Raw genomic sequence first — 23901 nt, forward strand, 5'->3', positions numbered from 1 at the left:
CGTGGGCTTGCCCCGGGCTAATTTACTTTTTAAAATATTTAAAAGGAACGAACAGCATACCAAAACATTCCCCATCGTCTTTTCCAAGGTGTTTGTGATGCATTTTATGAGCCCTTCTTATGCCTTTTGCATATTTGTTATTGGCATTTCGAAACATTTTAAAACGTTGATGTATAAAAATATCGTGAACTGTGAAATAGGTTATACCATAAGCCAGGATTCCTAAACCAATAGGCAGTCCAAACCAAACACCTTCATATCGCCAGAGTAAAAAGAATCCTATACTCACCAGAGCATAGAAAATAAAGAAGAGATCGTTTCGCTCCCACCAATGGCTATGATCTTTATGATGGTGATCTTTATGCAAGCTCCAAAGGAGTCCGTGCATAATGTACTTATGTGTAAACCAGGCCATGCCTTCCATAGCTATAAAAGTACCTAGAAAAACAAAGATCCATAATAAAATGTTCATGCTATATAAGTTTTAATCTATACGAAATATAAGATTTGGCCAGTAAGCCGGCTTTTTCATAATCTGGAACTCTAATCCTACTATTTTTAATCTCCAAAGATGGGACTTTCTTTAATTTATGTAATAATTTTCTATAATAAATATAAGCAGTATATACCCCAAATTTAGCTTCTACCGGTAAGTGGGAAATTCCACTTAAACCATTTTTAAAATCCTCTTCAATTTCAGCGATAATTCGTTGCTTACTGGTTTCATCTAATTGTGCCAAATTTGTCCCCGGAAAATAACTTCTGGCCAATTCTTCATAATCGGCCTTCAAGTCTCTTAAGAAGTTTACTTTTTGAAAAGCAGAACCCAAACTCATAGCAGATTCTTTTAAAGATTCATATTTTTCCTGATTTCCGTTTACAAAAACCTTTAAGCACATTAGGCCAACTACATCGGCACTTCCATAAATATACTCTTTGTATTCGGCTACACTAAGATAATCAGATTTATGCAAATCAAGGCGCATACTTTTCATAAATGCGCGATAAAGGGATTCTTCTATATTATATTTGTGTATAGTTTCCTGAAATGCATTTAAAATAGGATTTAAACTAATTTTATTTTCAATCGCTTTATAAAGATCTGCCTCAAAATCATTAAAAAGTTTTTCTTTATTATAATCGTGAAAAGTATCAACTATTTCATCGGCAAAACGTACAAAGCCATAGATATTATAAATGTCCTGACGTATAGAGGGCGCAAGCATCCTGGTGGCCGTAGAGAACGAGGTACTGTAATGATGGGTTACAGTTTTGCTGCAAACCCTTGAAACCGTATCAAAAATGGCTTTCATAATTTAATCTTCTTTTTGAATTAAACCGGCTGCAAGCTTTCCTGAGATAAGGGAAGGTGGCACCCCTGGTCCGGGAACACTTAGCTGTCCCGTAAAAAATAATTTATGTACTTTTTTACTCTTCAATTTAGGTCTTAAAAATGCAGTTTGCAAAAGGGTATTTGCCAAACCGTATGCGTTGCCTTTGTAAGAGTTATATTCTTCTTTAAAATCTTTTACACAAAAAGATTCCTTGAAAAGAAGGTGATCGGTTACATTTTGATTGGTTAAACTTTCAAAACGCGTTATAATTTTTTTAAAATATTTTTCTCTAATTTCAGGAGTATCCTCAATATTCGGTGCTAAAGGAATTAAAAATATTCCAGCCTCTTTACCTTTCGGGGCCGCAGAATGATCTGTGATAGATGGAAAACTTGCATAAAAAAGTGGCTCTTCAGGCCATTCAGCATCGTCGTAAATGGCTTTTGCATGTTTTTCAAAATCGGTATCGAAAAATAATGTATGGTGTGTTATATTTTCTAATTTCTTATTAAAACCCGCGAAAAATAATAGAGCTGAAGGAGCAAAGGTCTTTTTTTGCCAATAAGACTCTTTGTATTGTCTTTTAAATTCCGGTAATAAAGTTTCAGTATGATGATAATCGGCACCGCTTACGACATAATCGGCTTTAATTTTTTCTTTGTTTACCTGAATTGCAGTAGCTGTATCATTTTCTACAAAAATTTTAGAAACCGGGGCATTCGTGTTTATTTTTATGCCCAGTGATTTTGCCAGGCTTTCCATGCCTTCAATCACTTTGTACATACCGCCTTTGGGATGCCAGGTGCCCAGGCCAAAATCGGCATAGTTCATAAAGCTGTAAAAGGCCGGAGTATTGCTTGCTTTGGCACCTAAAAAGAGCACTGGAAATTCTAAAATTTGGACCAGTTTTGTATTGTTAAATTCTTTTCGAACTTCTTTGGAAATAGTGCTGAAAAACTGCCCAATTTTACGAGCGGTAGCTGGTGTTATTAACTCTAAAGGAGAAACACCCGGGCGGTATACAAGATCTTTAATTGCAATGTCATAGTTGTTTTTAGCTTCTTCAATAAATTCTCTTAACTTTTTTGAGCTTCCCGGCTCTTCAGCTTCAAAAGCAGTACAAATCTTTTCAAGGCTATCTTCTATGGTTATAGCATCTTCTTTTCCGAAGAAAACTTTGTAGGCCGGACTTAACTTTTCCAGTTCATAGTAATCAGAAGGTTTTTTCCCGAAATCGGCAAAGAAACGTTCAAAGACATCGGGCATCCAATACCAGGTAGGACCTATATCAAAACAGAAGCCGTCTTTTTTTAACTGGCGTGCACGACCACCAATATCAGCATTTTTCTCAAAAATTTCAACTTCATATCCATCTTTGGCCAAATAGCAGGCAGCGGCAAGAGAAGCAAAACCCGAACCAATAATAGCAATTTTGTTTTTCATATATTTCTAAAGCTTATCTATAAATTGATTTAAACTTGTATGGGTTTTTACAAAAGTTGGTAACTCTTTATGCTGAATGTCCCTAATTTTATGTCCAAATAGTAATAATTCGTAAGTCTCTTTTTCGCAAACCCTTTCCTCGAATTCATTTATAAAACCTTCAACATCTCCGGGAGCCGTGGTAAAATAACTTACAAAGCTGATATTATTATGACGTTCCAATAAATAATCGAGGTCACTTAGTGGAAGACTTGGGCCTAAATAAATGGCTTTATTGCCGTGGAATAATAGTTCATAATATAAGTAAATAATACCAATATCATGAATTTCATTTTCTGGAAGGAAAAGAACATATAATTTATCGGAGGTAGGTTTGAGTTCTTTTTTTATTTCCGCTAGATTAAAATATAGCTTTTGTTTAATGAGGTCTACTATATAATGTTCATGAATTGGCTTTATAGTATCGGTTTGCCATAACATGCCAATTTGCTCTAAAAGCGGAAGAAAAACCTGATTAAAAATCTCTCTAAAACTTTTATCCTTTTGTAAGTTGCTGTATGTGGTATTAAAAAGCTCTTCATCGAAATTCATCATGGAGAGCTTAAATGAATTCTGAGCACGATTTTCCTTACTGGAACGAGCAGAAATACTGCGTACCATTTTTGATATTTCCTCTTCACTTAGTTTGGAAATCCTTGAAATTTTGTAACCGTGTTCATTTAAAAAAGCTACGTTTAAAATTTTTTGCAGATTAGCGCTATCATAGGTTCTAATATTTGTAGAAGTACGGTCGGGAGTTAAAATATTGTATCTTTTTTCCCAAATTCTTATGGTATGCGCCTTAATTCCGCTTAAATTTTCAAGGTCTTTTATGCTGAAATTTTGTTTTATTAGTTCCATAATGTAATTAAGATACACCAAATCTAACTAAATTTGAACATTAAACACTTTATGGAATTGTTAAAATGTTTAATTTTTTAGTTAAAAGGTTAAACAGTAAGATTTATGACGAATTTTTCTTCTAAAATTGTACTAATTACCGGGGGAGCGTCTGGTATAGGTAAAATAATGGGGCGTGAAATACTACAAAAAGGTGGAAAACTGGTAATATGGGATATAAATAAACTTAGTTTGCAGCAAACTTTAAAAGAGTTTGAAGTTATTGGGGAGGCTTATGGCTATACTTTAGATATTACTAATACCAATTGGGTTCGGGAAATTGCTGAACAGGTAGAGTTGGAGATTGGTGCTGTAGATATTTTAATTAATAATGCCGGAATAGTATTTGGGAATTATTTTCATGAGAATTCTTCCGAAAGTATTGAAAAAGTTATGAAAGTAAATGCTATTGCTCCCATGCAGCTTGCGCTTATTTTTTTACCGGGTATGATTAAAAGAAAGCAAGGTCATATTTGTAATATTACTTCGTCTGCAGGCCTGGTTTCAAATCCTAAACTTGCTGTCTATGCGGCTAGTAAGTGGGCTGCCACGGGTTGGTCTGATAGTTTGCGTCTGGAGATGAAGCAGCTAAAAACAGGAGTAGGAATTACCACGGTTACTCCTTATTATATAAATACAGGAATGTTTGATGGGGTAAAATCTACTATCCCTATCCTGGATCAGGATAAAGTGGCTAAGAAGGTGATTAAAGCTATTGAACGTAATAGAATTTATTTAAGCATGCCCTGGAGTACACGTTTTGTAAGGTTTTTTCAGGGGCTTTTTCCAATTTGGTTTTATGATTGGTTTGTGGGAAAAGTGATTGGCGTATATAAAACTATGGATGAATTCAAAGCTCGTTAAAAATAAGAATATGAAAGAAACTTCAGTAAAAGATATCTCCAAAATTTTTAAGGTCCAAAGAGCTTTTTTCGGTTCTCAGGAAACAAAAAGTATAAATTTTAGACTTGAACAATTAAAGAAACTTAAAAAAGCTATTCTACAATATGAAGATAAAGTAAATGAGGCATTATGGAAGGATTTGCATAAATCTAAAGAAGAAGCTTTCCTAACAGAGGTAAGCCTTCTAATAGAAGAGCTTAATTATCATATTAAAAATTTAAAGAAATGGGCGAAACCAAAAAAGGTTAGTACTCCCTTGCAAATAAAACCTTCAAGTTCAAGAATTCTCTATGAACCTTTAGGGGTTGCTTTAATAATGGCACCCTGGAACTATCCATTTCAATTAAGCCTTAATCCTTTAATTGGTGCAATTTCTGCCGGTTGTTGTGCGGTTTTAAAACCTTCGCCAGATACACCAAATGTTGCGCTGGTAATTGAAGAATTGATAGCAGAGCATTTTTCGCCAGCATATATTACGGTAGTTCAGGGTGGAAAGGAGGCAAACCAGGAGTTATTTAAATTTCCTTTTGATATAATGTTTTTTACCGGGAGCCCGGGCGTTGGTAAAATAGTGATGAAAGCCGCAGCTGAACATTTAAGTAGAGTGGTATTGGAATTAGGAGGGAAAAGTCCCTGTGTGGTAGATAAGGATGCAAATATAAAGGCTGCAGGAAAACGCATTGCCTGGGGTAAAATAATGAATGCCGGACAAACCTGTATTGCGCCAGATTATTTATTGGTTCATAAAGAGGTGAAAAAACAGCTTCTAGCCGAAATCTCTGCAGCCTTTAAGGATATGTTGGGAGAGGATTCTCAGAAAAGCGATTACTACGGTCGAATTGTAAATACTGCGGCTCTAAACAGGTTGAAAAAGTATTTAAATGGGGATGTTTATTCAGGAGGGAGTATAGATGCAGCAGAAAAGTACATCTCGCCTACAATTTTAGATAATGTAACGCCTGAAGATGAAATTATGCAAGAAGAGATTTTTGGGCCTATATTACCGGTAATGGAGTTTAACCAATTGGCGGAAGCTTTGTCCTATATTAATAGTAATAAAAAGCCGCTAGCACTTTATTATTTTGGAAATAAAAAAACTGCAAAAACAGTTTTGCAGGAAACTAGCTCTGGTGGTGCCTGTGTTAACGATACGCTTATACACGTGGCGAACCATAAATTACCGTTTGGCGGGGTAGGGCATAGTGGTATGGGTAAATATCATGGTAAAGAAAGCTTTCTTGCATTTACGCACGAAAGAGGGGTGGTAAATTCTACAACAAAAGTAGATATACCTTTAAAATATCCACCTTATAAGTTTTTTGGTCTAATTAAGAAAATAATAGGATAAAAGATTTGTAAGTGCCCGGAGCGGGAGTTGAACCCGCACGCCCTAATGGACACATGGCCCTCAACCATGCCTGTCTACCAGTTCCAGCACCCGGGCTTAAAACAAGTCTGGAAATAATGAAGTTTCCAAGGGCTGTAGTAAAATTGAATTCTACGAGTTAAGAATTCAGAACTTAAAAAAGTGATCTGGCTGGGGCTCGAACCCAGGACCCTCTCCTTAAAAGGGAGATGCTCTACCAACTGAGCTACCAGATCTGGTTTGTTATATTTTAATCAGAACTTAAAAAGTGATCTGGCTGGGGCTCGAACCCAGGACCCTCTCCTTAAAAGGGAGATGCTCTACCAACTGAGCTACCAGATCAATAAAAGGCAATCATCTTTTTGCGATTGCGGGTGCAAATATACACGCATTAATTTATTTTTCAAGCCTAAATTGAGATAAATTTATATTAGTTTTGGATTCTCCTAATAATAAGTACTTTAACGATGAAAATTTTTTTAACGGGCTATATGGGCTCCGGTAAATCGGTTGTAGGTAAAATGCTTGCTAAAAAGCTGAATTATAAATATGTAGATCTTGATGATCAAATTGAAGTGATGCAAGGGAAGAGCATCAACGCTATTTTTGAAGAAAAAGGCGAGTTGTATTTTAGAAAGCTAGAATCACAGGCATTAGATGATATTTTAGAAAATAATTCGAATATGATCATTTCTTTGGGGGGTGGAACGCCTTGTTATGGAAATAATCTTGAAAGAATTTCTGCTCAAAAAGATAGCTTAAGTATTTATTTAAAAGCTTCTGTTGAAACTTTATTAAACCGACTTTTTCCTGAAAAAATTCATCGCCCGGTTATTAGCCACCTCGAAACCCGGGAAGCTTTGGAAGAATTTATAAGAAAACATCTTTTTGAGCGTGCCTACTACTACAATCAATCAGATTTGAATGTTATGGTAGATGACAAAAAACCTGAAACGATTGTAGCTCAAATTATAGAGAAACTATAAAAGTTCAGCTTTATAGGTATTGGGTTCAAATGAAACTTCTACCATTTCGTTTAAAGAAGTGGAAAGGGAAATTCCTTTAAAATCGGCTTTTACGGGATATTTTTTATGATTCCTATCAACCAAAACAGCAGTTTTAAATTGCTTGAGTGGAACATCTAAAAAGTGTCTTACCCCGTAAATTAAGGTGGTTCCAGAATTTAAAACATCGTCTACCAGGATAACCGATTTGTCCTGGTATGTCTTAGGTGAAAGCGATGTATCGATTTTTTCTAGCGGATTTTTTTTGTCTATTTGTACTTTACAAAGTTTTATCTCAAGTGGGGAAATAGCTTCCAGGGCTTCTTTTAATAGTGTAGCCAATTGATAGCCTTTTTTGGCGATGCCTGCCAGGATTATTTCCTGTTCATTAATATTACTTTCATAAATCTGGTAAGCTATTCTTTTTATTTTATGCTGAATTTGGTCGTGATTTAATATAAGTACACTTTCTTTCATTTGGTACAATTTTATCCCTTTTAGGGAATTCGTTAGAGTTTTTAAAATATTGTCAGACTTAATCCGGTCTGGATTTTATTTTAGCTTTTTTCTGAATTTGAAAAATAATTCGTTTCCCTGTCTTGGCGTAATAGAATTATAGCAGTCTTCCAGAACTTCAATTTCAAAATACTGACTAAAATACGTTAAATATTCTTCTTTATTTCCGCCAAAAGGTGGACCATTTTCTGTAAGCGGAAAACTAAAAAGTAAGCCTACCAGTAGCCCCTGGTCTTTTAAAAGTACTGACATTTTTTTTGCGTACTCCGGTCTCGCTTCTACAGGAAGCGCACAAAAAAAGGTTTGTTCCAGAATAAGATCGAATTGCCCTTTTATATCAAAAAAATTAGTGTGCAGTAATTGATCTTCAGGAAAGCCGTGAACCCGTGATTTAAAATTTTGAAGTGGCTTTTCGCTAATGTCGACAACGAAAACATTGCTAAAACCCTTCCTGAATAAATATTCGGCTTCATAGGCGTTACCTGCACCTGGAATTAAAATTTTTAAGTCCCTGTTTGTAAACTGGTCTATATAGGTTTTAAGAGGCCTGGAGATCTCGCCAAGATCCCAGCCCGTTTTATGCTGCTTATAACGCTGAGACCAGAATTCACTGGAAAAACTATTATTTGACATCATCTGGATTGGGATCTGTGTTTTCAAACCAATCGTCTATATCGCGCCGATCTTTTTTAGTGGGCCTACCTGTACCTTTTTTACGGTAATAATCTTTAGAATACTTTAAAAGTTCCAGTTTTTCAAAAGCTTCTTTTGGTGTAACATCAATAAGGTAAAGATTTACCAATTTAGCTCCAACCCTACTAGGAGGGAGGTCTAATACTTCAATTTGATAATCTATTTGGTTCTTTCGTACGCTAAGTTTATCGTTAGGAAACACTTCTTTAGAAGGCTTTACACTGGTACCATCCATTTTTACTTTTCCCTGCTTACATGCATTGGTAGCAATGCTTCGGGTTTTAAAATATCTTACGCACCATAAAAACTTGTCAACTCTCATAAAATCTCTACTTTAAAACTGCGTTAATCTGTAAACAAAAATACAAGAATATTGTATCTTGCGCGCCAAAAATATAGACAATGCAATTAAACAAATTTTTTATTCTAAGCTTTATTTCCGCTTTAACATTGATTTCATGTAAGGACGATGATAACGGAAATTCTTCTGAATTTGAAGAAAGAGACCCTGAAGAGCAGGCCATAGCTGATGAAGATTCTATTCATAACTTCCTGGAAACGCATTTTTACAACTACGAAGAGTTTGAAAATCCTTCAGATGATTTTGATTATATGGTTCGTTTTGATACTATAGCTGGTGATAATGCCAATAAAACGCCACTTTCTGAAGAAGAAAATTTAATCACAAAAACAGTGGTAAGCAATGATGTAGAATATACCATGTACGTGCTTAAAGTAAGAGAAGGGGAAGGACAGCAGGCAAGGTTTACCGATTCCACATTGGTTACTTATCGTGGGGAATTATTAAACCTTAATTCGTTTGATAATGCCAGTACTCCGGTATGGTTTGATCTGCCTTCGCTCATAAAAGGTTTCTCTCAAGGAATTGTTGAATTTAAAGGTGCAACAGGATATACCACAAATTCTGATAATACCGTAGAGTTTAATGATGATTATGGTATAGGAGCGCTTATTTTTCCTTCAGGATTAGGGTATTTTTCAAGTTCACAAGCCAGTATACCGCCTTATAGCCCTTTAATTTTTAATGTGCAATTACTAGGTGTAAACGAGGCCGATCATGATAAGGATGGTATACCAAGCTTGATGGAAGATCTTAATGAGAATAATAATGTTTTAGACGATGATAGTGATGGGGATAAAACTCCAAATTTTGCCGACCCTGATGATGATGGTGACGGAACACCAACCAAAGATGAAATAATTATTAATGAAGATGGGAGTATAGAGTTTCCAGATACTAATGGAAATGGTACTCCAGATTATTTAGATCCTGATACCTTTCAATAGGTCAGGTCAATTATTATAAGGGAAAAGGCTGTGCGAAAAGTCTAAGCTCGTCAAGCTGAACTTGTTTCAGCTTCTAAATTGTTTGCTTTATTAACATTTTAGATTTTGAAGTAAATTCAGGATGACGATTCAAAAAACTTTTCGAACAGCCTTTTTTTGTACCGCCAAAGATCATAACACCTACAAGGTGGTTTACTTTCTGCAGTTCTGGCTAAGACGGTTTAAAAGGCATAAGATAAACTCAAAATCCATTGAGAAGGCCTTGAATCAATTCGGAAGTTTTCAGAAGCTTCTTCGCTAAAAGCTGTGTTTTCGGTAAATGCACCTTCATACCTTACATCAAACCCAAGACGTCCCAGATTAATGCCCGCACCCAACTGGTAGCCTACGGTAATGTCTTTTTCAACATCGCCAATTTTAAGCGTAGTGTCTTCCAATTCATTGTCTATAATATATTGAAAAGAAGGTCCGGCTTTAACATTAAGAGGCCCAAAAACATTTACACCCAGCAAAATAGGAGCATCTATTTTATCTATTTTATAATTAAAAGTTTCGTATTCGGTATTTAAGCGGGTATACATTAATTCGGGTTGCAGAAAGATACCCACAATTTCAAAGCGGCTAAAAAGTCCAATATGGTAGCCTGATTTTTCTTTTCCTTTTATTATTTGATTAAAATCATCGGCACCTTCACCAATACTCTCATAATCTCCTGTAGCTCCATAATTGAAACCACCTTTAATTCCAAAATCTGCTTCCTGTGCCATAAGCCCTGCAGAGGAGCACAAAAAAACAGCGATAAACATTAATTTCTTCATAGTAGATTGTTTTATTATTAGATGTAGATAACGCATTAATAATGCCTATTATTCTATATAAAATAAAAAAGAGGCTATTTAAAAAGTCCTGTATCGTCAAGCTGAAGTTGTTTCAGCTTCTAACATGTTTTAAAAATAAACATATTATATCCTGAAACTACTTCAGGATGACGATTTTAATAACTTTAAAAATAGCCTCTTAAAATACTTAAAAAGAATTTTTACTCGATAATCGAGATTTAATAATCTATGGCTTGCCAAAAAATCCAAGAAAAAATAAATATTTGTTGGCTTGCCAATAGTTTATTTACTTTCTCTTTAATACTTTTTCGGTAGCCTTGATAATAGCCTCTGCATTAAGACCGTATTTAGCCATTAATTGATCTGGTGTGCCGCTTTCTCCAAAAGTATCTTGTGTTGCCACAAACTCTTGTGGTGCTGGATTATTTTCAGCTAATGTACGTGCAACACTTTCCCCAAGACCGCCAAGGAAGTTGTGTTCTTCGGCAGTAACCACACAACCGGTTTTTTTAACCGAATCGATTATAGCTTTTTCATCTAAAGGTTTAATGGTGTGAATGTTGATAACTTCAGCACTAATACCTTTTTCTGAAAGTTGTTGTGCAGCTTGTATTGCTTCCCAAACTAAATGGCCGGTAGCAATAATAGTTACATCTGTTCCTTCGTATAATTGAACTGCTTTTCCAATTTCAAACTTTTGGTCTTCCGCAGTGAAATTAGCTACTTTAGGTCTTCCAAAACGAAGATAAACCGGTCCATCATGTTCTGCTATGGCAATGGTAGCTGCTTTGGTTTGATTAAAATCGCAGGTATTTATTACCGTCATCCCCGGTAACATTTTCATAAGTCCTATGTCTTCCAGGATTTGGTGGGTAGCACCATCTTCTCCTAAAGTAACTCCAGAGTGAGAAGCACAAATCTTTACATTTTTCCCTGAATATGCAATAGATTGACGAATTTGATCGTAAACTCTACCGGTAGCAAAATTGGCAAATGTCCCGGCAAAAGGAATTTTACCACCTACGGTTAACCCGGCAGCCATTCCCATCATATTGGCTTCAGCAATTCCTGTCTGGAAAAAACGATCTGGATTTTCGTCAATAAAATCCTGCATTTTAAGCGATCCTATAAGATCGGCACAAAGTGCCACTACGTTTGGATTGGTTCTACCAAGTTCGGTAAGGCCTTCTCCAAAACCAGAACGGGTATCTTTCTTTCCTGTATCTATATATGTTTTCATTCTTTTATTCTTTGTCGTTTCCGTAGCCTGTGCTGAATTCATTTCAGTATAGGTGGAAATCTATATTATTGTATGTCAATTCCCCTAATTTTTATATGCCTCCCTTTTTGAGGGAAGCTAAATGGGGCTTTAATAGTCTCCTAAAGTTTCAGGGTTTTGGGCAAGACCTGTTTCTAATTGCTCGTCGTTGGGAGCTTTTCCGTGCCATGCGTGTGTATGCATCATAAAATCTACGCCGTTACCCATTACGGTTGTCATAAGAACACAAACAGGTTTTCCTTTTCCGGTGCGGGACTTGGCTTCATTTAAGCCATCAATTACCTGTTCCATGTTGTTACCATCTTCAATCTCCATAACATCCCAGCCAAAAGCTTCAAATTTAGCTTTCATGTTGCCCATTGGTAAAACGGTTTCTGTACTTCCGTCAATTTGCTGCCCGTTAAGGTCTACGGTAGCGATGAGGTTGTCTACATTATTTCCGGCGGCATACATTATAGCTTCCCAATTCTGTCCTTCCTGCAATTCACCATCACCTAAAAGGGCAAACACTAAATGATTATCTTTATTAAGCTTTTTAGCTTGAGCTGCCCCAAGGGCTACAGATAGTCCCTGGCCCAGTGAGCCCGAAGCCATGCGAATTCCCGGTAAACCTTCGTGTGTGGTAGGGTGACCCTGCAACCTTGAATCTATTAGACGAAAAGTATTAAGTTCGTCTACAGGAAAGTAACCACTGCGGGCTAAAACGCTATAGAATACCGGTGAAATATGGCCATTAGACAGGAAGAAAATATCCTCGTCTTTTCCATCCATATTAAATTCGGGATTGTGTTCCATAACTCCGCCCTGGTACAAAGCGGTGAAAAATTCTGTACAACCAAGCGAACCTCCGGGGTGCCCCGAGTTCACCTTGTGAACCTGCCTTAAGATATCCCGGCGAACCTGGGTGGCAAAATCTTCTAATTCTTTGATTTTTGACATTAAAGTAAAATTGTGTTGTTAAAATAATAGCCACAAAAATAGGTTTTTATAAGGCTTTGTCAAAGTGCTTGCCAGGCAGTTATCAAGAAAACTTATGAAGTAACTAACATTTTCCTGTTTTAAACTTTTTTATTGGCACCGCCAAAGGGTTTAATACTCCGAGGCTTGCCTCGAAATTAAAAATTTGTTTCCAACGAATGCCTCGTGGGCTTGCCCCTCGGTAGTTTACTTGTTATGTAATCTATAATCTAGAATTAAATGCTTTTTTTAGGGAAATATAGATACCTTGAAAACAAAAAAATACCTCGCGGGTTTGCCTAAAGGTAGTTTACTTGAGTATCTTTGCGCTCACTTAATAAGCACTATGAAATTTGATTTGCTGAGTACCGACGCCGGTAGTAAAGCCCGCGCCGGGACTATAACAACCGATCACGGTAAAATTGAAACCCCTATTTTTATGCCTGTTGGTACCGTTGCTTCGGTAAAAGGAGTTCATCAACGGGAGCTAAAAGAGGAGATTAATCCCGATATTATTTTAGGAAATACCTATCATCTTTATTTACGGCCTCAAACAGAAATTCTTAAAAAAGCCGGTGGCTTACATAAGTTTATGAATTGGGATCGTAATATCCTAACCGACAGTGGTGGGTACCAGGTTTATTCACTTTCTGCCCGAAGAAAAATTAAGGAGGAAGGTGTTAAATTTAAGTCGCATATAGATGGTTCTTATCATACATTTACACCAGAAAATGTTATGGAGATTCAACGTGCTATTGGAGCAGACATCATTATGGCTTTTGACGAATGTACACCGTACCCGTGTGATTATAAATATGCAAAACGCTCTATGCATATGACTCATAGATGGTTGGATAGGTGCGTAAATCATTTAGAGAAGGTAGATCCTTTGTATGGGTTTAACCAAACTTTGTTTCCAATAGTACAGGGAAGTACTTATAAAGATTTAAGAAAACAATCTGCAGAATATATCGCTTCAGTTGGAGCAGAAGGGAATGCTATTGGTGGGCTTTCGGTTGGGGAACCGGCAGAAGAAATGTATGCCATGACCGAAGTGGTGACCGAAATTCTTCCCGAGGATAAACCGAGATATTTAATGGGCGTGGGAACTCCTATAAACATTCTGGAAAATATAGCTTTGGGAGTAGATATGTTTGATTGTGTGATGCCAACCCGAAATGCACGTAATGGAATGCTTTTTACAGCTCATGGAACGATTAATATTAAGAATAAAAAATGGGAAGATGATTTCTCTCCAATAGATGAAATGGGAATCACTTTTGTTGATAGAGAATATAGCAAAGCTTATGTAAGACATTTATTTAGTGTGAACGAGCTTCTTGGTAAGCAAATTGCTACTATTCACAATCTTGGATTTTATTTGTGGTTGGTACGTGAAGCCAGAAAACATATCTTAGCAGGAGATTTTACCACCTGGAAAAACATGATGGTGAAACAAATGGATAAAAGACTGTAAACTTTGAAAATATTAGATTGGTACATTTTAAAGCGCTATTTAGGAACTTTTTTCCTGATGCTTTTACTATTTATACCAATTGGTATTACGGTAAACCTTGCTGAAAAAATTGGTAAAATACTGGATAACGAAGTGCCTTTTATAGAAGTGGCGCTTTATTACGTAGATTTTACCATCTATTTTGCTAATTTATTATTCCCGCTGTTTCTATTTTTATCGGTTATCTGGTTTACTTCTAAGCTTGCTAATAATACCGAGATTATTGCTTTTTTAAGTAGTGGTGTTTCATTTTGGCGGTTTTTACGGCCTTATTTAATCGGTGCGAGTATTGTTTGTATTTTAGCCTTAATTCTTGGTATGTTTCTGGCTCCAAAGGCCAGTAAGGGCTTCAATGAGTTTAAGTATGAGTACTTAAAAAAGAACGTAGAAACACAGGAAACCAGGGACGTTTACCGGCAAATAAATGATAATGAGTTTATTTATGCGAGTCATTTTCAACCCCTGGGAAAATCTGCCCGTAATTTTACTTTAGAGCATTTTGAAGGAAATAGGTTAAAGTTTAAAATTAGCGCTTCAAGTTTAAGGTTTAATGAGGAAGATACAACCTACTCGTTAACTAACGTAAATAAACGTATTATTGGTGTGGATGGCGATTCAATTTTTCACCAAAACAAGTTAGATACCATTCTTCCTTTCGAGTTTGATGAGTTAACCCCTGAAACCTATATCGCCGAGACCTTAAATTATACCGAGCTTAATGAATTTATAGAACAAGAGCGGCGTAGAGGCTCAGGAAATATTAATAGATATCTGGTGGTGGCTTATAAAAGATGGAGTATTCCGGTTTCAGCCTTTATTTTAACCATTATTGCAGTGGCCGTGTCTTCTATGAAGCGTCGTGGAGGTATGGGGGTTAACCTGGCTGTAGGCATTACCCTGGCATTTATATTTATTTTCTTCGACAAAGTTTTTGGGACTATGGCCGAACAATCAACCTTCTCTCCTTTAATTGCTGTATGGTTCCCAAATATTAGTTTTGGCCTTTTGGCTATTTTTCTACTATATAGGGCTAAAAGATAGCGTCAAAAATTTGTCGAAAATTAATGCTCTTTCTTCATAATTCTTCCTTTTAAAGTTTGTTATATTTGTAAGCTAATAAAAACAAACCATAACAACTTATGGAATATTTAGAATTTGAATTACCCATTAAAGAGTTGGAAGAGCAATACAATAAAGCTTGTAATATAGGGCAAGAGAGCGATGTGGATGTTACGGCTACTTGTAGGCAAATTGAAAAGAAATTAAGGGATACCCGAAAGGAGATATATAAGAATTTAACGGCCTGGCAGCGGGTTCAACTTTCAAGACATCCCAATAGGCCTTATACTTTAGACTACATTAATGCTATTTGTGGTGATACGTTTTTGGAACTTCACGGAGACAGAAATGTAAAGGACGATAAGGCGATGATTGGTGGTCTTGGTAAAATAGAGGATCAGAGTTTTATGTTTATAGGCCAGCAAAAAGGCTATAATACTAAAACAAGGCAGTATAGAAATTTTGGAATGGCAAACCCCGAAGGTTATCGTAAAGCTTTGCGCTTAATGAAGTCTGCCGAAAAATTTGGACTTCCTGTAGTGACGTTTGTGGATACTCCGGGAGCTTATCCAGGTCTTGAAGCCGAAGAACGTGGCCAGGGAGAAGCCATTGCTAGAAATATTCTGGAAATGACAAGGCTGAAGGTTCCGGTAATTGTTGTTATTATTGGAGAAGGTGCTAGTGGAGGTGCTTTAGGTATTGGGGTTGGAGATAAAGTGATGATGCTTGAAAATACATGGTATTCGGTGATTTCTCCAGAATCTTGTTCTTCGATATTATGGCGAAGCTGGGAGTATAAAGAGCAGGCAGCAGATGCTTTAAAGCTTACTGCAAAGGATATGAAAAAACAGAAGCTAATAGATGAAATTGTAAAAGAGCCAATTGGAGGCGCGCATAGCAATAGAGAAGAGACTTTTGCTACCGTTAAAGATGCAATTCTTGAGGCTTATGAGGAATTTAAAAACTTATCACCAACAGATTTGGTTAATCAAAGAATGGATAAGTATTTGAATATGGGGGTTTTTAAAGGCTAATACCCCCACATATCATAACCCATTTAATTTCCGAAACCCTGGTTTCGGTTTTTTTTGCACTTATCAACACTAATATATAGTTTTCAACAGGTTAAATGTTGACTATCTGTTGATTAACTAGTTGTCGTAAAATTAAGATGCTCTTAACAAATTTTATATTTTCGTAATATGGATAAAATGACCGCCCCGCAGCAATTTTCAGCTAAAAAAAGTAATGTTATTAGTCTTGAGAAAGGTAAGCTTCCGCCTCAAGCTGTTGATTTAGAAGAAGTTGTGTTGGGTGCAATGATGATAGATAAAAAGGGTGTGGATGAGATAATTGATATTCTTAGCCCCGATGCTTTTTATAAAAATTCCCATAAATTAATTTTCGAAGCCATACATAAGCTCTTTGAAAATACTGAAGCGATTGACTTATTAACCGTTTCTAACCAGTTAAAGAAAGATGGTAATTTTGAAAAGACAGGAGGAGATTATTACCTTATTCAACTAACTCAAAAAGTATCTTCATCTGCGCATATTGAATTTCATGCGCGTATTATTCTTCAAAAGTATATTCAGCGAAGCCTTATTAAAATTTCAAATGAGATTATTGAAGAAGCATACGACGAATCTACAGATGTTTTTGATCTTTTGGATAGTGCTGAGGCTAAATTATATGAGGTAACCCAGGGGAATATTCAAAAATCTACAGAGACAGCACAAAGCCTCGTGATTCAGGCAAAAAATAGAATTGAAGAGATTTCTAATAAAGAAGGTTTAAGTGGTGTGCCTTCCGGCTTTGATAAATTAGATGAGCTAACTTCCGGCTGGCAGCCCAGTGATCTTATTATTGTGGCAGCACGTCCCGGTATGGGGAAAACCGCTTTAACCTTATCGATGGCAAGAAATATTGCGGTTGGGCAAAATATGGCCGTGGCATTTTTCTCTCTGGAGATGTCGGCAGTGCAGTTAATTACGCGATTAATTTCTTCAGAAACCGGTCTTTCTTCCGAGAAACTCAGAACCGGAAATCTAGAAAAACATGAGTGGGAGCAACTAAATGTAAAGGTTAGAGATCTTGAAAATGCCCCCTTATTTATAGATGACACACCTTCACTTTCAATTTTCGACCTTAGGGCAAAAGCGAGAAGACTGGCCTCGCAACACGGTATTAAACTTATTGTAATTGATTATTTGCAGTTAATGACCGCGGGCGGAAGCCAAAAAGGAGGAGGTAACAGGGAGCAGGAAATTTCTACAATATCCCGTAACCTTAAAGCCCTGGCCAAAGAATTAAATATACCGGTAATTGCGCTTTCTCAGTTATCTCGTGCGGTTGAAACCAGGGGAGGTAGTAAAAGACCCTTACTGTCTGACCTTAGGGAATCTGGAGCTATTGAGCAGGATGCCGATATTGTTTCCTTTATTTACCGTCCAGAGTATTATAAAATTGAAGAATGGGATGACGAAGAACGCACACCTACCGATGGGCAGGGAGAATTTATTGTTGCCAAGCACAGAAATGGTGGACTGGAAAATATACGTCTTAAATTTATTGGTCATCTTGGTAAATTTGATAACTTAGAAGAGTTTGATTCACCTTTCGAGTATCATTCTAAAATGAATACCGGGGAGAATGAAGAGAATGAGTTTGGTTCTCCAAACCTGCCTAACCCGAGTGCGAATGAAGCCTTTGGCAGTTCTATGAATAGTGGGTTAAATAATGAAGATGATGACGAAGTGCCGTTTTAAAAAAAATAAAATTCAAATATTAAGTCTTAAAGACCAGAAAAGGGGAAAAACAAACCCTTTTCTGGTCTTTTTTATTTTCCTGGTTTTAAACTCTTTTTCTGCGACAGCATCACAACTGTTAATTCCCATGGATGAAGATTCCCAGAAGAATCATTTAAAAGCTTATGGGATAACTTACTTTGCCCTGGAAGAAAAATTAGAAGTTAGATGGTTATTGAATTATAGAGGTGGATCTTTTTTAATTTCAGACACAGATTTATTGCGTAAAGAATGTAAAATTAGAGGGGTTTCTTTTGAGGTAATTAGTGAAGCTAAAACCCAGTCTATCCTCGAAGATATTAGTAGTCCGTCGCAAAACCAGGAAGTCGTATTATTGGAAAAAGCTCCAAAAATTGCAGTGTATTCACCACAGGGAAACAAGCCCTGGGATGATGCGGTAACCATGGCGCTTACCTATGCTGAAATTCCCTATGAAACCATTTATGATGAAGCTGTTCTTAATGATGTACTGGTTTTATTTGATTGGCTGCATTTACATCATGAAGATTTTACCGGACAATACGGAAAGTTTTATAGGACTTTTAGAACCACTCCCTGGTATATTCAGGAAAAAGAAGAAGCAGAGGCTCTGGCTAAAAAGTTGGGCTATAATAAAGTTTCAGAGGAGAAACTGGATGTAGCTCTAAAAATTAGGAATTATGTAGTTGGTGGTGGGTTTATGTTTGCCATGTGTAGCGCTACAGATAGTTTTGATATCGCACTGGCGGCAGAGGGAGTAGATATTGCTGAAACTATGTTTGACGGAGATCCCAGTGAACCGGGTTACCAATCTAAAATAAACTTTAGCAATACCTTTGCTTTTACAGATTTTACTTTAGAACGAAGCCCTATGGTTTACGAGTTTTCTTCTATAGATATGACGGCTAAAAGGAATATTCCGAAGGAATCTGATTATTTTACATTGATGGATTTTTCTGCTAAATGGGATGTGGTACCAACTATGCTAACTCAAAATCATACACGATTGGTTAAAGGATTTATGGGGCAAACAACCGCTTATAATCCTAAAAATATTAAACCAAATGTTTTGGTGATGGGAGAGAGTAAATTAAATGGTGAAGCTCGATATATTCATGGAATAAAAGGGAAAGGATTTTTTACTTTTTACGGAGGCCACGATCCCGAAGATTATCAGCATAGGGTAGGGGATCCAAAAACCGAACTTGATTTGCACCCCACTTCACCGGGTTATCGCTTAATTTTAAATAATGTACTTTTTCCGGCGGCGAAGAAAAAGCCTCAAAAAACTTAAGATGAACAGAAATAACCTGGTTAATTTGTAAGTATATTTAATTTGTTAATGGTTATTTTTCTTGCCTTAGGTTTAAATGAAATACATTCTTAATCAAATTCAATATCTTCAGTCTTATTTATTTCGGCTGGAATATTGGCTTTTATTAAAATTCATCTAAAGAAAATAATATGCAGTAACTATGAAATATTTTCAGAAGGAAATAAAATTAAAGGCAAGGTCTAGAGGCTTTCATTTGGTAACAAACGAGATAGAAAGCCAATTACTGGAATTAAAAGAAATAAAATCGGGTATATTACATGTGTTTATAAAACATACTTCAGCGGGAATAACAATTAATGAAAATGCCGATCCTACGGTGCTACAGGACTTTGAAAGTCATTTTAATAAGATGGTTCCGGAAAATATGCCGTATTATAAACATACAGTAGAGGGGCCAGACGATATGCCGGCGCACATTAAAGCATCTTTGTTGGGGAGTTCGCTTCAAATTCCGGTGACCAATGGAAGACTTAACCTGGGAACCTGGCAGGGAATTTATTTAGGAGAACATAGAGATTTTGGAGGTGCCAGAAAATTGGTTCTAAGCCTATATGGAGTTTAATTTATTTACGATATGGGTGGTAGTAGTGAATCGTGAAAAAACTTAAGGAGCTACGAATTCATCAATAAATCTTAAAAAAATCGTGTATTGCTGGCAAGAAGAACTGTCATTCGTTTAGAGCAGAAATTAAATCAACTCTTAGTCAACTCATTCGTTATCGAAAAATGAGAACAAAAAAATCCGGCTCAAAAGAACCGGATTTTTAAATAAGAGAGTATAATTAATTTGTAATTACTTTTTTACTTTATCTACAATTGCTTTAAAAGCTTCTGGATGGTTCATTGCCAAATCGGCAAGTACCTTACGGTTTAAACCTATTCCACCGGCTTTGGCAGCTCCCATAAATTGAGAATAAGACATACCGTGTTCACGGGCTGCAGCGTTAATACGCATTATCCACAGCGAACGGAAATTACGCTTTTTTGCTTTGCGGTCTCTATAAGAGTAAAGCATTGCTTTCTCAACCGCATTTTTTGCTACTGTCCAAACGTTTTTACGACGTCCGAAGTAACCTTTTGCTTGCTTAAGAACCTTTTTTCTTCTGGCTCTTTTTGCAACTGAATTTACTGATCTTGGCATATTTTTATGTGTTTTGTAGCAGGCGGCCCATAATAGACACTTTTAACTTAACTTCAAACATCACACTGAGCGAAGTCGAAGTGTTGCCCAACTCCAGGGTTTTTAAATTAATTAAACCGTTAAGAGCTTCAACCTATTTTAAACGAAGTTGAAGTTTAACATTGTCCTTATCTGCATCGTGTACTAATGTACTATGAGTAAGGGCAAGCTTACGTTTTTTAGACTTCTTTGTTAAGATATGACTTTTAAACGCGTGCTTTCTTTTTATTTTCCCAGTACCTGTAAGCTTAAAACGCTTTTTAGCACTAGATTTGGTTTTCATCTTAGGCATGTTATCCTCTTTTTATATTATAACTCTCTTATATTTTATTTTGCTTTCCTGGGAGATAAAAACATGGTCATACGTTTTCCCTCCAGTTTTGGCATCTGCTCTACTTTTCCAAGCTCTTCAAGATCCTGAGCTAACCTAAGTAGTAGTATTTCTCCTTTATCCTTAAAAACGATAGAGCGGCCTTTAAAAAATACAAAAGCTTTTAATTTGGCTCCGTCTTTTAAAAATTTCTCTGCGTTACGCTTTTTGAATTCGTAATCGTGATCATCGGTATTCGGACCAAAACGTATTTCTTTTACAACAACTTTACTCGCTTTAGCTTTCATAGCTTTTTCACGCTTCTTTTGTTCGTAAAGAAACTTCTTATAGTCCATTGCTTTCACCACCGGGGGTTTAGCATCTGGAGATATTTCTACCAAATCCAGGCCTAATTCTTCTGCTATAGATAATGCCTTTCTTGTGGGATAAACACCCATTTCTACATTATCACCAACAAGACGAACTTCTTCTGCCCTGATTTTTTGGTTAATCCTGTGTTGATCTTCTTTGACTGCTCTAAGCGGTCTTTTCGATTTTTTTCTACGTATTGCTATGGCTGATCTATTTTTGGTTAAACTTTAAACGTCTTTAACGTTTCTTTAATTTCTTTATTTATTATTTCGGCAAAGTCTTCTACTGGCATGGTGCCAATATCGCCTTCCCCTCTTTTTCGTACAGAAACCGTACCATCCTCTGCTTCCTGTTCCCCTATAATTAACATATATGGGAATTTATTCATTTCGGCTTCCCTAATTTTCTTTCCTATAGTCTCGTTTCGATTATCTGCTAGGGCGCGAATTTCGTTATTTTCCAGCAAAGTTAAAACTTTTTGAGCGTATTTTTCATATTTCTCACTGATTGAGAGCACCATAGCTTGTTCTGGCATTAACCATAAAGGGAAATTTCCTCCGGTATGCTCCAGTAAAATAGCAATAAAACGTTCCATACTGCCAAAGGGGGCACGATGAATCATTACCGGACGATGTGTCTCATTGTCGCTTCCTTTATAAGAAAGTTCAAATCTTTCTGGCAGGTTGTAATCTACCTGAATGGTGCCAAGCTGCCAGCTTCTGCCAAGCGCATCTTTTACCATAAAGTCTAACTTAGGTCCATAAAACGCAGCTTCACCGGTTTCAACAACATAATTAAGACCTTTTTCCTTTGCGGCATTAATTATCGCAGATTCGGCTTTCTCCCAAACATCGTCAGAGCCTATATATTTTTCTTTATTTTCCGGGTCTCTTAAAGAAACCTGAGCAGTAAAGTTTTCAAAACCTAAAGAATCAAATACATATAAGGTAAGATCTATTACTTTTTTGAATTCTTCGTCCAATTGGTCTGGAGTACAGAAAATGTGGGCGTCATCTTGAGTGAAGCCTCTTACCCTGGTTAAGCCATGTAATTCGCCGCTTTGCTCGTAACGATAAACAGTGCCAAATTCGGCAAAACGTTTTGGAAGATCGCGATAACTCCATGATTGTGAATTATAAATTTCACAGTGGTGAGGGCAGTTCATAGGTTTTAATAAAAACTCTTCCCCTTCATTTGGAGTATGAATGGGCTGGAAGCTGTCTTCGCCATATTTTGCATAATGTCCTGAAGTTTCATAAAGTTCTTTTTGACCAATATGCGGACTTACCACCATTTCATAACCTGCTTTCTTTTGAGCATTTTTAAGGAAATTTTCCAGTCTTTCCCTTAAAGCTGCACCTTTAGGAAGCCATAATGGAAGTCCCTGTCCAACTTTTTGGGAAAAGGTGAATAGCTCCAATTCTTTCCCGAGCTTACGGTGATCTCTTTTCTTAGCTTCTTCAAGCAGTTCTAGATATTCCTTTAATTCTTTTTGCTTCGGAAATGAAATTCCGTAAACACGAGTTAACTGCGGATTGTTTTCGTTACCTCGCCAGTAGGCGCCGGCAACACTCATTAATTTTACCGCTTTTATAAAACCGGTATTTGGAATGTGGCCACCACGGCAAAGGTCGGTAAAGCTGTCATGATCACAGAAAGTGATATCGCCGTCTTCCAGGTTTTCTATAAGCTCTACTTTAAACTGGTTGTTTTGTTCTTTATAATAGGAGAGGGCGTCAGCTTTAGAAACTTCACGAAGTTTAAAGTCATGTTTTTCACGAGCAATTTGAAGCATTCTATCTTCAATCTTCTTAAAATCATTTTCAGAAATTTTGTGCTCTCCAAAATCTACATCATAATAGAAGCCATTTTCAATGGCCGGTCCAATAGTTAATTTAGAACCGGGGTACATTTCCTCTATAGCCTGGGCCATTACGTGGGAAGTAGAGTGCCAAAATGCTTTTTTACCTTCGTCATCTTTCCAGGTGAATAAGGTTAAACTGCCATCTGTAGTTAATGGTGTAGAAACTTCTACAGTTTTATTATTGAATTTTGCTGAAATTACGTTTCGTGCCAATCCAGCGCTTATGCTGTTAGCAACATCCATTGGAGTAGATCCTTTCTCAAATTCTTTTATACTGCCATCGGGCAAGCTTACCTTAATCATGTATATGTAGTTTTAATGAGCGCAAAGATAATAGGTTGATTTTGCCTGCGCAATATACTTATATATAAAGGAGAATAATTATTGCTGAAAAATAAAAATAAGCCTTTATAATTATCTCTGAAATATTAACTTTTCAATTCTAAAATTTTCTTTAAAATTTTTTATCTTACAAGTTCCTTTTTTAGAGGCTGTTATAATTTTGTTTTAAGTTTTCTTTAAAAAAATGTGAAGTTGAGCTTGTGGGAGTAAAAAACAGCAGTATATTTGCACCCGCTTTGCGCCACAAGAGGTTTGGGGTTCTAAGTTGAGAGGTTCATTACATACTGGGATTACGATGTTTTTAGGGCTAAGAAAGCTCAAAAAAATAAAAGTAAAAAAAACTTTATTTTTTGCTTGTCAGATTCAAAAGAGGTTGTATATTTGCAGCCGCAAAAACAGCGAAGGATTTTAATAAAAATTGTTGTTGTTTTTAAGTTCTTTTAATCGGGTAAAGCTTTCAAAAAAAACTTAAAATTTTTCTAAAAAATATTTGGTTGATAAAGAAAAAGCATTGTATATTTGCAGCCGCTTACAGCGGAAACAAGTTCCCAAAAA

The 23901-nt window shown here is 36.4% G+C and carries 24 protein-coding genes and 3 tRNA genes; 10 read left to right on the plus strand and 17 right to left on the minus strand.

The genetic code is table 11. The features are described from left to right. Window positions 1–22: 22 nt before the first annotated feature. Genes I6U49_RS09065 through I6U49_RS09080 form a run of 4 tightly spaced genes read right to left on the minus strand, consistent with a single transcriptional unit; the run spans window position 23 to window position 3677 of the window. The gene (locus I6U49_RS09065; protein WP_198628437.1) at window positions 23–472 is read right to left on the minus strand and encodes a sterol desaturase family protein; all 450 of its coding nucleotides are present in this window, start codon (window positions 470–472) and stop codon (window positions 23–25) included. A 1-nt stretch (window position 473) separates the two neighbouring features. Continuing rightward, complete coding sequence (locus tag I6U49_RS09070) at window positions 474–1313, minus strand: phytoene/squalene synthase family protein (RefSeq protein ID WP_193712232.1); 840 nt, start codon at window positions 1311–1313, stop codon at window positions 474–476. A gap of 3 nt (window positions 1314–1316) precedes the next feature. Continuing rightward, window positions 1317–2777, minus strand: a complete 1461-nt coding sequence (locus tag I6U49_RS09075; RefSeq protein WP_198628438.1) for a phytoene desaturase family protein — start codon at window positions 2775–2777, stop codon at window positions 1317–1319. Window positions 2778–2783: 6 nt separating this feature from the next. Then, window positions 2784–3677, minus strand: a complete 894-nt coding sequence (locus I6U49_RS09080) for a MerR family transcriptional regulator (protein WP_193712234.1) — start codon at window positions 3675–3677, stop codon at window positions 2784–2786. Between the two features lie 105 nt (window positions 3678–3782). Here I6U49_RS09080 and I6U49_RS09085 point away from each other — a divergent pair, with 105 nt between their 5' ends. Both I6U49_RS09085 and I6U49_RS09090 read left to right on the plus strand, forming a co-directional pair. Beyond that, the gene (locus tag I6U49_RS09085) at window positions 3783–4580 is read left to right on the plus strand and encodes an SDR family oxidoreductase (protein ID WP_198628439.1); all 798 of its coding nucleotides are present in this window, start codon (window positions 3783–3785) and stop codon (window positions 4578–4580) included. A 10-nt stretch (window positions 4581–4590) separates the two neighbouring features. Then, window positions 4591–5967: an aldehyde dehydrogenase gene (locus tag I6U49_RS09090; RefSeq protein ID WP_193712236.1), complete on the plus strand. Its 1377-nt coding sequence runs from the start codon at window positions 4591–4593 to the stop codon at window positions 5965–5967. Window positions 5968–5979: 12 nt separating this feature from the next. On the opposite strand, the gene I6U49_RS09095 is transcribed toward I6U49_RS09090, so the two are convergent. From I6U49_RS09095 to I6U49_RS09105, 3 genes are all read right to left on the minus strand, one after another. Then, window positions 5980–6063: transfer RNA gene (locus I6U49_RS09095), tRNA-Leu, on the minus strand. Window positions 6064–6148: 85 nt separating this feature from the next. After that, window positions 6149–6221 (minus strand) — tRNA-Lys (locus I6U49_RS09100). Between the two features lie 33 nt (window positions 6222–6254). Beyond that, a tRNA-Lys gene (locus I6U49_RS09105) sits at window positions 6255–6327 on the minus strand. Between the two features lie 125 nt (window positions 6328–6452). Between I6U49_RS09105 and I6U49_RS09110 the strand changes: the two genes are divergently transcribed. Continuing rightward, window positions 6453–6971, plus strand: coding sequence for a shikimate kinase (locus I6U49_RS09110; RefSeq protein ID WP_198628440.1), 519 nt, complete (start codon window positions 6453–6455; stop codon window positions 6969–6971). Here I6U49_RS09110 and I6U49_RS09115 read toward each other — a convergent pair. The 3 genes from I6U49_RS09115 to I6U49_RS09125 form a co-directional block, all read right to left on the minus strand. Next, window positions 6966–7466, minus strand: a complete 501-nt coding sequence (locus I6U49_RS09115; RefSeq protein ID WP_193712238.1) for a phosphoribosyltransferase family protein — start codon at window positions 7464–7466, stop codon at window positions 6966–6968. The genes I6U49_RS09110 and I6U49_RS09115 overlap by 6 nt on opposite strands. Window positions 7467–7541: 75 nt before the next feature. Beyond that, complete coding sequence (locus I6U49_RS09120; RefSeq protein WP_317191857.1) at window positions 7542–8165, minus strand: methyltransferase domain-containing protein; 624 nt, start codon at window positions 8163–8165, stop codon at window positions 7542–7544. Next, window positions 8128–8520 carry an RNA-binding S4 domain-containing protein gene (locus tag I6U49_RS09125; protein ID WP_193712239.1) on the minus strand — a complete coding sequence of 131 codons (393 nt, stop codon included), beginning with the start codon at window positions 8518–8520 and terminating at the stop codon, window positions 8128–8130. Before I6U49_RS09125 ends, I6U49_RS09120 begins: the two co-directional genes overlap by 38 nt. A gap of 80 nt (window positions 8521–8600) precedes the next feature. On the opposite strand from I6U49_RS09125, the gene I6U49_RS09130 reads away from it, so the two are divergent. Further along, entirely contained in the window at window positions 8601–9506 is a 906-nt protein-coding gene (locus tag I6U49_RS09130) for an FKBP-type peptidyl-prolyl cis-trans isomerase (RefSeq protein ID WP_198628441.1), read from the plus strand. Window positions 9507–9727: 221 nt separating this feature from the next. On the opposite strand, the gene I6U49_RS09135 is transcribed toward I6U49_RS09130, so the two are convergent. The 3 genes from I6U49_RS09135 to I6U49_RS09145 form a co-directional block, all read right to left on the minus strand. After that, window positions 9728–10324: an outer membrane beta-barrel protein gene (locus I6U49_RS09135; protein WP_193712241.1), complete on the minus strand. Its 597-nt coding sequence runs from the start codon at window positions 10322–10324 to the stop codon at window positions 9728–9730. A 307-nt stretch (window positions 10325–10631) separates the two neighbouring features. After that, a complete protein-coding gene (locus tag I6U49_RS09140) occupies window positions 10632–11585 on the minus strand; it encodes a transketolase family protein (protein WP_193712242.1) in 954 nt (317 codons plus the stop codon). A gap of 129 nt (window positions 11586–11714) precedes the next feature. Next, window positions 11715–12563 carry a transketolase gene (locus tag I6U49_RS09145; protein WP_193712243.1) on the minus strand — a complete coding sequence of 283 codons (849 nt, stop codon included), beginning with the start codon at window positions 12561–12563 and terminating at the stop codon, window positions 11715–11717. Window positions 12564–12927: 364 nt separating this feature from the next. Here I6U49_RS09145 and tgt point away from each other — a divergent pair, with 364 nt between their 5' ends. From tgt to I6U49_RS09175, 6 genes are all read left to right on the plus strand, one after another. Then, complete coding sequence (gene tgt / locus I6U49_RS09150; RefSeq protein WP_198628442.1) at window positions 12928–14058, plus strand: tRNA guanosine(34) transglycosylase Tgt; 1131 nt, start codon at window positions 12928–12930, stop codon at window positions 14056–14058. A 3-nt stretch (window positions 14059–14061) separates the two neighbouring features. Then, a complete protein-coding gene (locus I6U49_RS09155) occupies window positions 14062–15138 on the plus strand; it encodes an LptF/LptG family permease (RefSeq protein WP_193712245.1) in 1077 nt (358 codons plus the stop codon). A 98-nt stretch (window positions 15139–15236) separates the two neighbouring features. Further along, window positions 15237–16190: an acetyl-CoA carboxylase carboxyltransferase subunit alpha gene (locus tag I6U49_RS09160; RefSeq protein WP_193712246.1), complete on the plus strand. Its 954-nt coding sequence runs from the start codon at window positions 15237–15239 to the stop codon at window positions 16188–16190. Window positions 16191–16358: 168 nt separating this feature from the next. Then, window positions 16359–17924: a replicative DNA helicase gene (dnaB, locus tag I6U49_RS09165; RefSeq protein WP_193712247.1), complete on the plus strand. Its 1566-nt coding sequence runs from the start codon at window positions 16359–16361 to the stop codon at window positions 17922–17924. A gap of 127 nt (window positions 17925–18051) precedes the next feature. Further along, entirely contained in the window at window positions 18052–19236 is a 1185-nt protein-coding gene (locus tag I6U49_RS09170) for an asparagine synthetase B (RefSeq protein ID WP_232804683.1), read from the plus strand. A gap of 181 nt (window positions 19237–19417) precedes the next feature. Continuing rightward, window positions 19418–19840 carry a secondary thiamine-phosphate synthase enzyme YjbQ gene (locus tag I6U49_RS09175; RefSeq protein WP_198628443.1) on the plus strand — a complete coding sequence of 141 codons (423 nt, stop codon included), beginning with the start codon at window positions 19418–19420 and terminating at the stop codon, window positions 19838–19840. A 231-nt stretch (window positions 19841–20071) separates the two neighbouring features. On the opposite strand, the gene rplT is transcribed toward I6U49_RS09175, so the two are convergent. The 4 genes from rplT to thrS form a co-directional block, all read right to left on the minus strand. Then, window positions 20072–20419 (minus strand): 50S ribosomal protein L20, encoded by a 348-nt coding sequence (gene rplT, locus I6U49_RS09180; RefSeq protein ID WP_193712249.1) that lies wholly within the window; start codon window positions 20417–20419, stop codon window positions 20072–20074. A 133-nt stretch (window positions 20420–20552) separates the two neighbouring features. Further along, window positions 20553–20750 (minus strand): 50S ribosomal protein L35, encoded by a 198-nt coding sequence (gene rpmI, locus I6U49_RS09185; protein WP_011708523.1) that lies wholly within the window; start codon window positions 20748–20750, stop codon window positions 20553–20555. Between the two features lie 35 nt (window positions 20751–20785). Then, entirely contained in the window at window positions 20786–21337 is a 552-nt protein-coding gene (gene infC / locus I6U49_RS09190; protein WP_289024626.1) for a translation initiation factor IF-3, read from the minus strand. A gap of 23 nt (window positions 21338–21360) precedes the next feature. Continuing rightward, entirely contained in the window at window positions 21361–23307 is a 1947-nt protein-coding gene (gene thrS / locus I6U49_RS09195) for a threonine--tRNA ligase (RefSeq protein ID WP_198628444.1), read from the minus strand. Window positions 23308–23901: the final 594 nt, after the last annotated feature.

Source organism: Salegentibacter maritimus, from assembly GCF_016236915.1.
Taxonomy (GTDB): domain Bacteria; phylum Bacteroidota; class Bacteroidia; order Flavobacteriales; family Flavobacteriaceae; genus Salegentibacter; species Salegentibacter maritimus.

What these genes read in the sequence shown, in the direction of transcription:
- I6U49_RS09065 (WP_198628437.1), bottom strand. Translation starts at nt 472, where the DNA reads ATGAACATTTTATTATGGATCTTTGTTTTTCTAGGTACTTTTATAGCT.
- I6U49_RS09070 (WP_193712232.1), bottom strand. Translation starts at nt 1,313, where the DNA reads ATGAAAGCCATTTTTGATACGGTTTCAAGGGTTTGCAGCAAAACTGTA.
- I6U49_RS09075 (WP_198628438.1), bottom strand. Translation starts at nt 2,777, where the DNA reads ATGAAAAACAAAATTGCTATTATTGGTTCGGGTTTTGCTTCTCTTGCC.
- I6U49_RS09080 (WP_193712234.1), bottom strand. Translation starts at nt 3,677, where the DNA reads ATGGAACTAATAAAACAAAATTTCAGCATAAAAGACCTTGAAAATTTA.
- I6U49_RS09085 (WP_198628439.1), top strand. Translation starts at nt 3,783, where the DNA reads ATGACGAATTTTTCTTCTAAAATTGTACTAATTACCGGGGGAGCGTCT.
- I6U49_RS09090 (WP_193712236.1), top strand. Translation starts at nt 4,591, where the DNA reads ATGAAAGAAACTTCAGTAAAAGATATCTCCAAAATTTTTAAGGTCCAA.
- I6U49_RS09110 (WP_198628440.1), top strand. Translation starts at nt 6,453, where the DNA reads ATGAAAATTTTTTTAACGGGCTATATGGGCTCCGGTAAATCGGTTGTA.
- I6U49_RS09115 (WP_193712238.1), bottom strand. Translation starts at nt 7,466, where the DNA reads ATGAAAGAAAGTGTACTTATATTAAATCACGACCAAATTCAGCATAAA.
- I6U49_RS09125 (WP_193712239.1), bottom strand. Translation starts at nt 8,520, where the DNA reads ATGAGAGTTGACAAGTTTTTATGGTGCGTAAGATATTTTAAAACCCGA.
- I6U49_RS09130 (WP_198628441.1), top strand. Translation starts at nt 8,601, where the DNA reads ATGCAATTAAACAAATTTTTTATTCTAAGCTTTATTTCCGCTTTAACA.
- I6U49_RS09135 (WP_193712241.1), bottom strand. Translation starts at nt 10,324, where the DNA reads ATGAAGAAATTAATGTTTATCGCTGTTTTTTTGTGCTCCTCTGCAGGG.
- I6U49_RS09140 (WP_193712242.1), bottom strand. Translation starts at nt 11,585, where the DNA reads ATGAAAACATATATAGATACAGGAAAGAAAGATACCCGTTCTGGTTTT.
- I6U49_RS09145 (WP_193712243.1), bottom strand. Translation starts at nt 12,563, where the DNA reads ATGTCAAAAATCAAAGAATTAGAAGATTTTGCCACCCAGGTTCGCCGG.
- tgt (WP_198628442.1), top strand. Translation starts at nt 12,928, where the DNA reads ATGAAATTTGATTTGCTGAGTACCGACGCCGGTAGTAAAGCCCGCGCC.
- I6U49_RS09160 (WP_193712246.1), top strand. Translation starts at nt 15,237, where the DNA reads ATGGAATATTTAGAATTTGAATTACCCATTAAAGAGTTGGAAGAGCAA.
- dnaB (WP_193712247.1), top strand. Translation starts at nt 16,359, where the DNA reads ATGGATAAAATGACCGCCCCGCAGCAATTTTCAGCTAAAAAAAGTAAT.
- I6U49_RS09170 (WP_232804683.1), top strand. Translation starts at nt 18,052, where the DNA reads ATGGATGAAGATTCCCAGAAGAATCATTTAAAAGCTTATGGGATAACT.
- I6U49_RS09175 (WP_198628443.1), top strand. Translation starts at nt 19,418, where the DNA reads ATGAAATATTTTCAGAAGGAAATAAAATTAAAGGCAAGGTCTAGAGGC.
- rplT (WP_193712249.1), bottom strand. Translation starts at nt 20,419, where the DNA reads ATGCCAAGATCAGTAAATTCAGTTGCAAAAAGAGCCAGAAGAAAAAAG.
- rpmI (WP_011708523.1), bottom strand. Translation starts at nt 20,750, where the DNA reads ATGCCTAAGATGAAAACCAAATCTAGTGCTAAAAAGCGTTTTAAGCTT.
- thrS (WP_198628444.1), bottom strand. Translation starts at nt 23,307, where the DNA reads ATGATTAAGGTAAGCTTGCCCGATGGCAGTATAAAAGAATTTGAGAAA.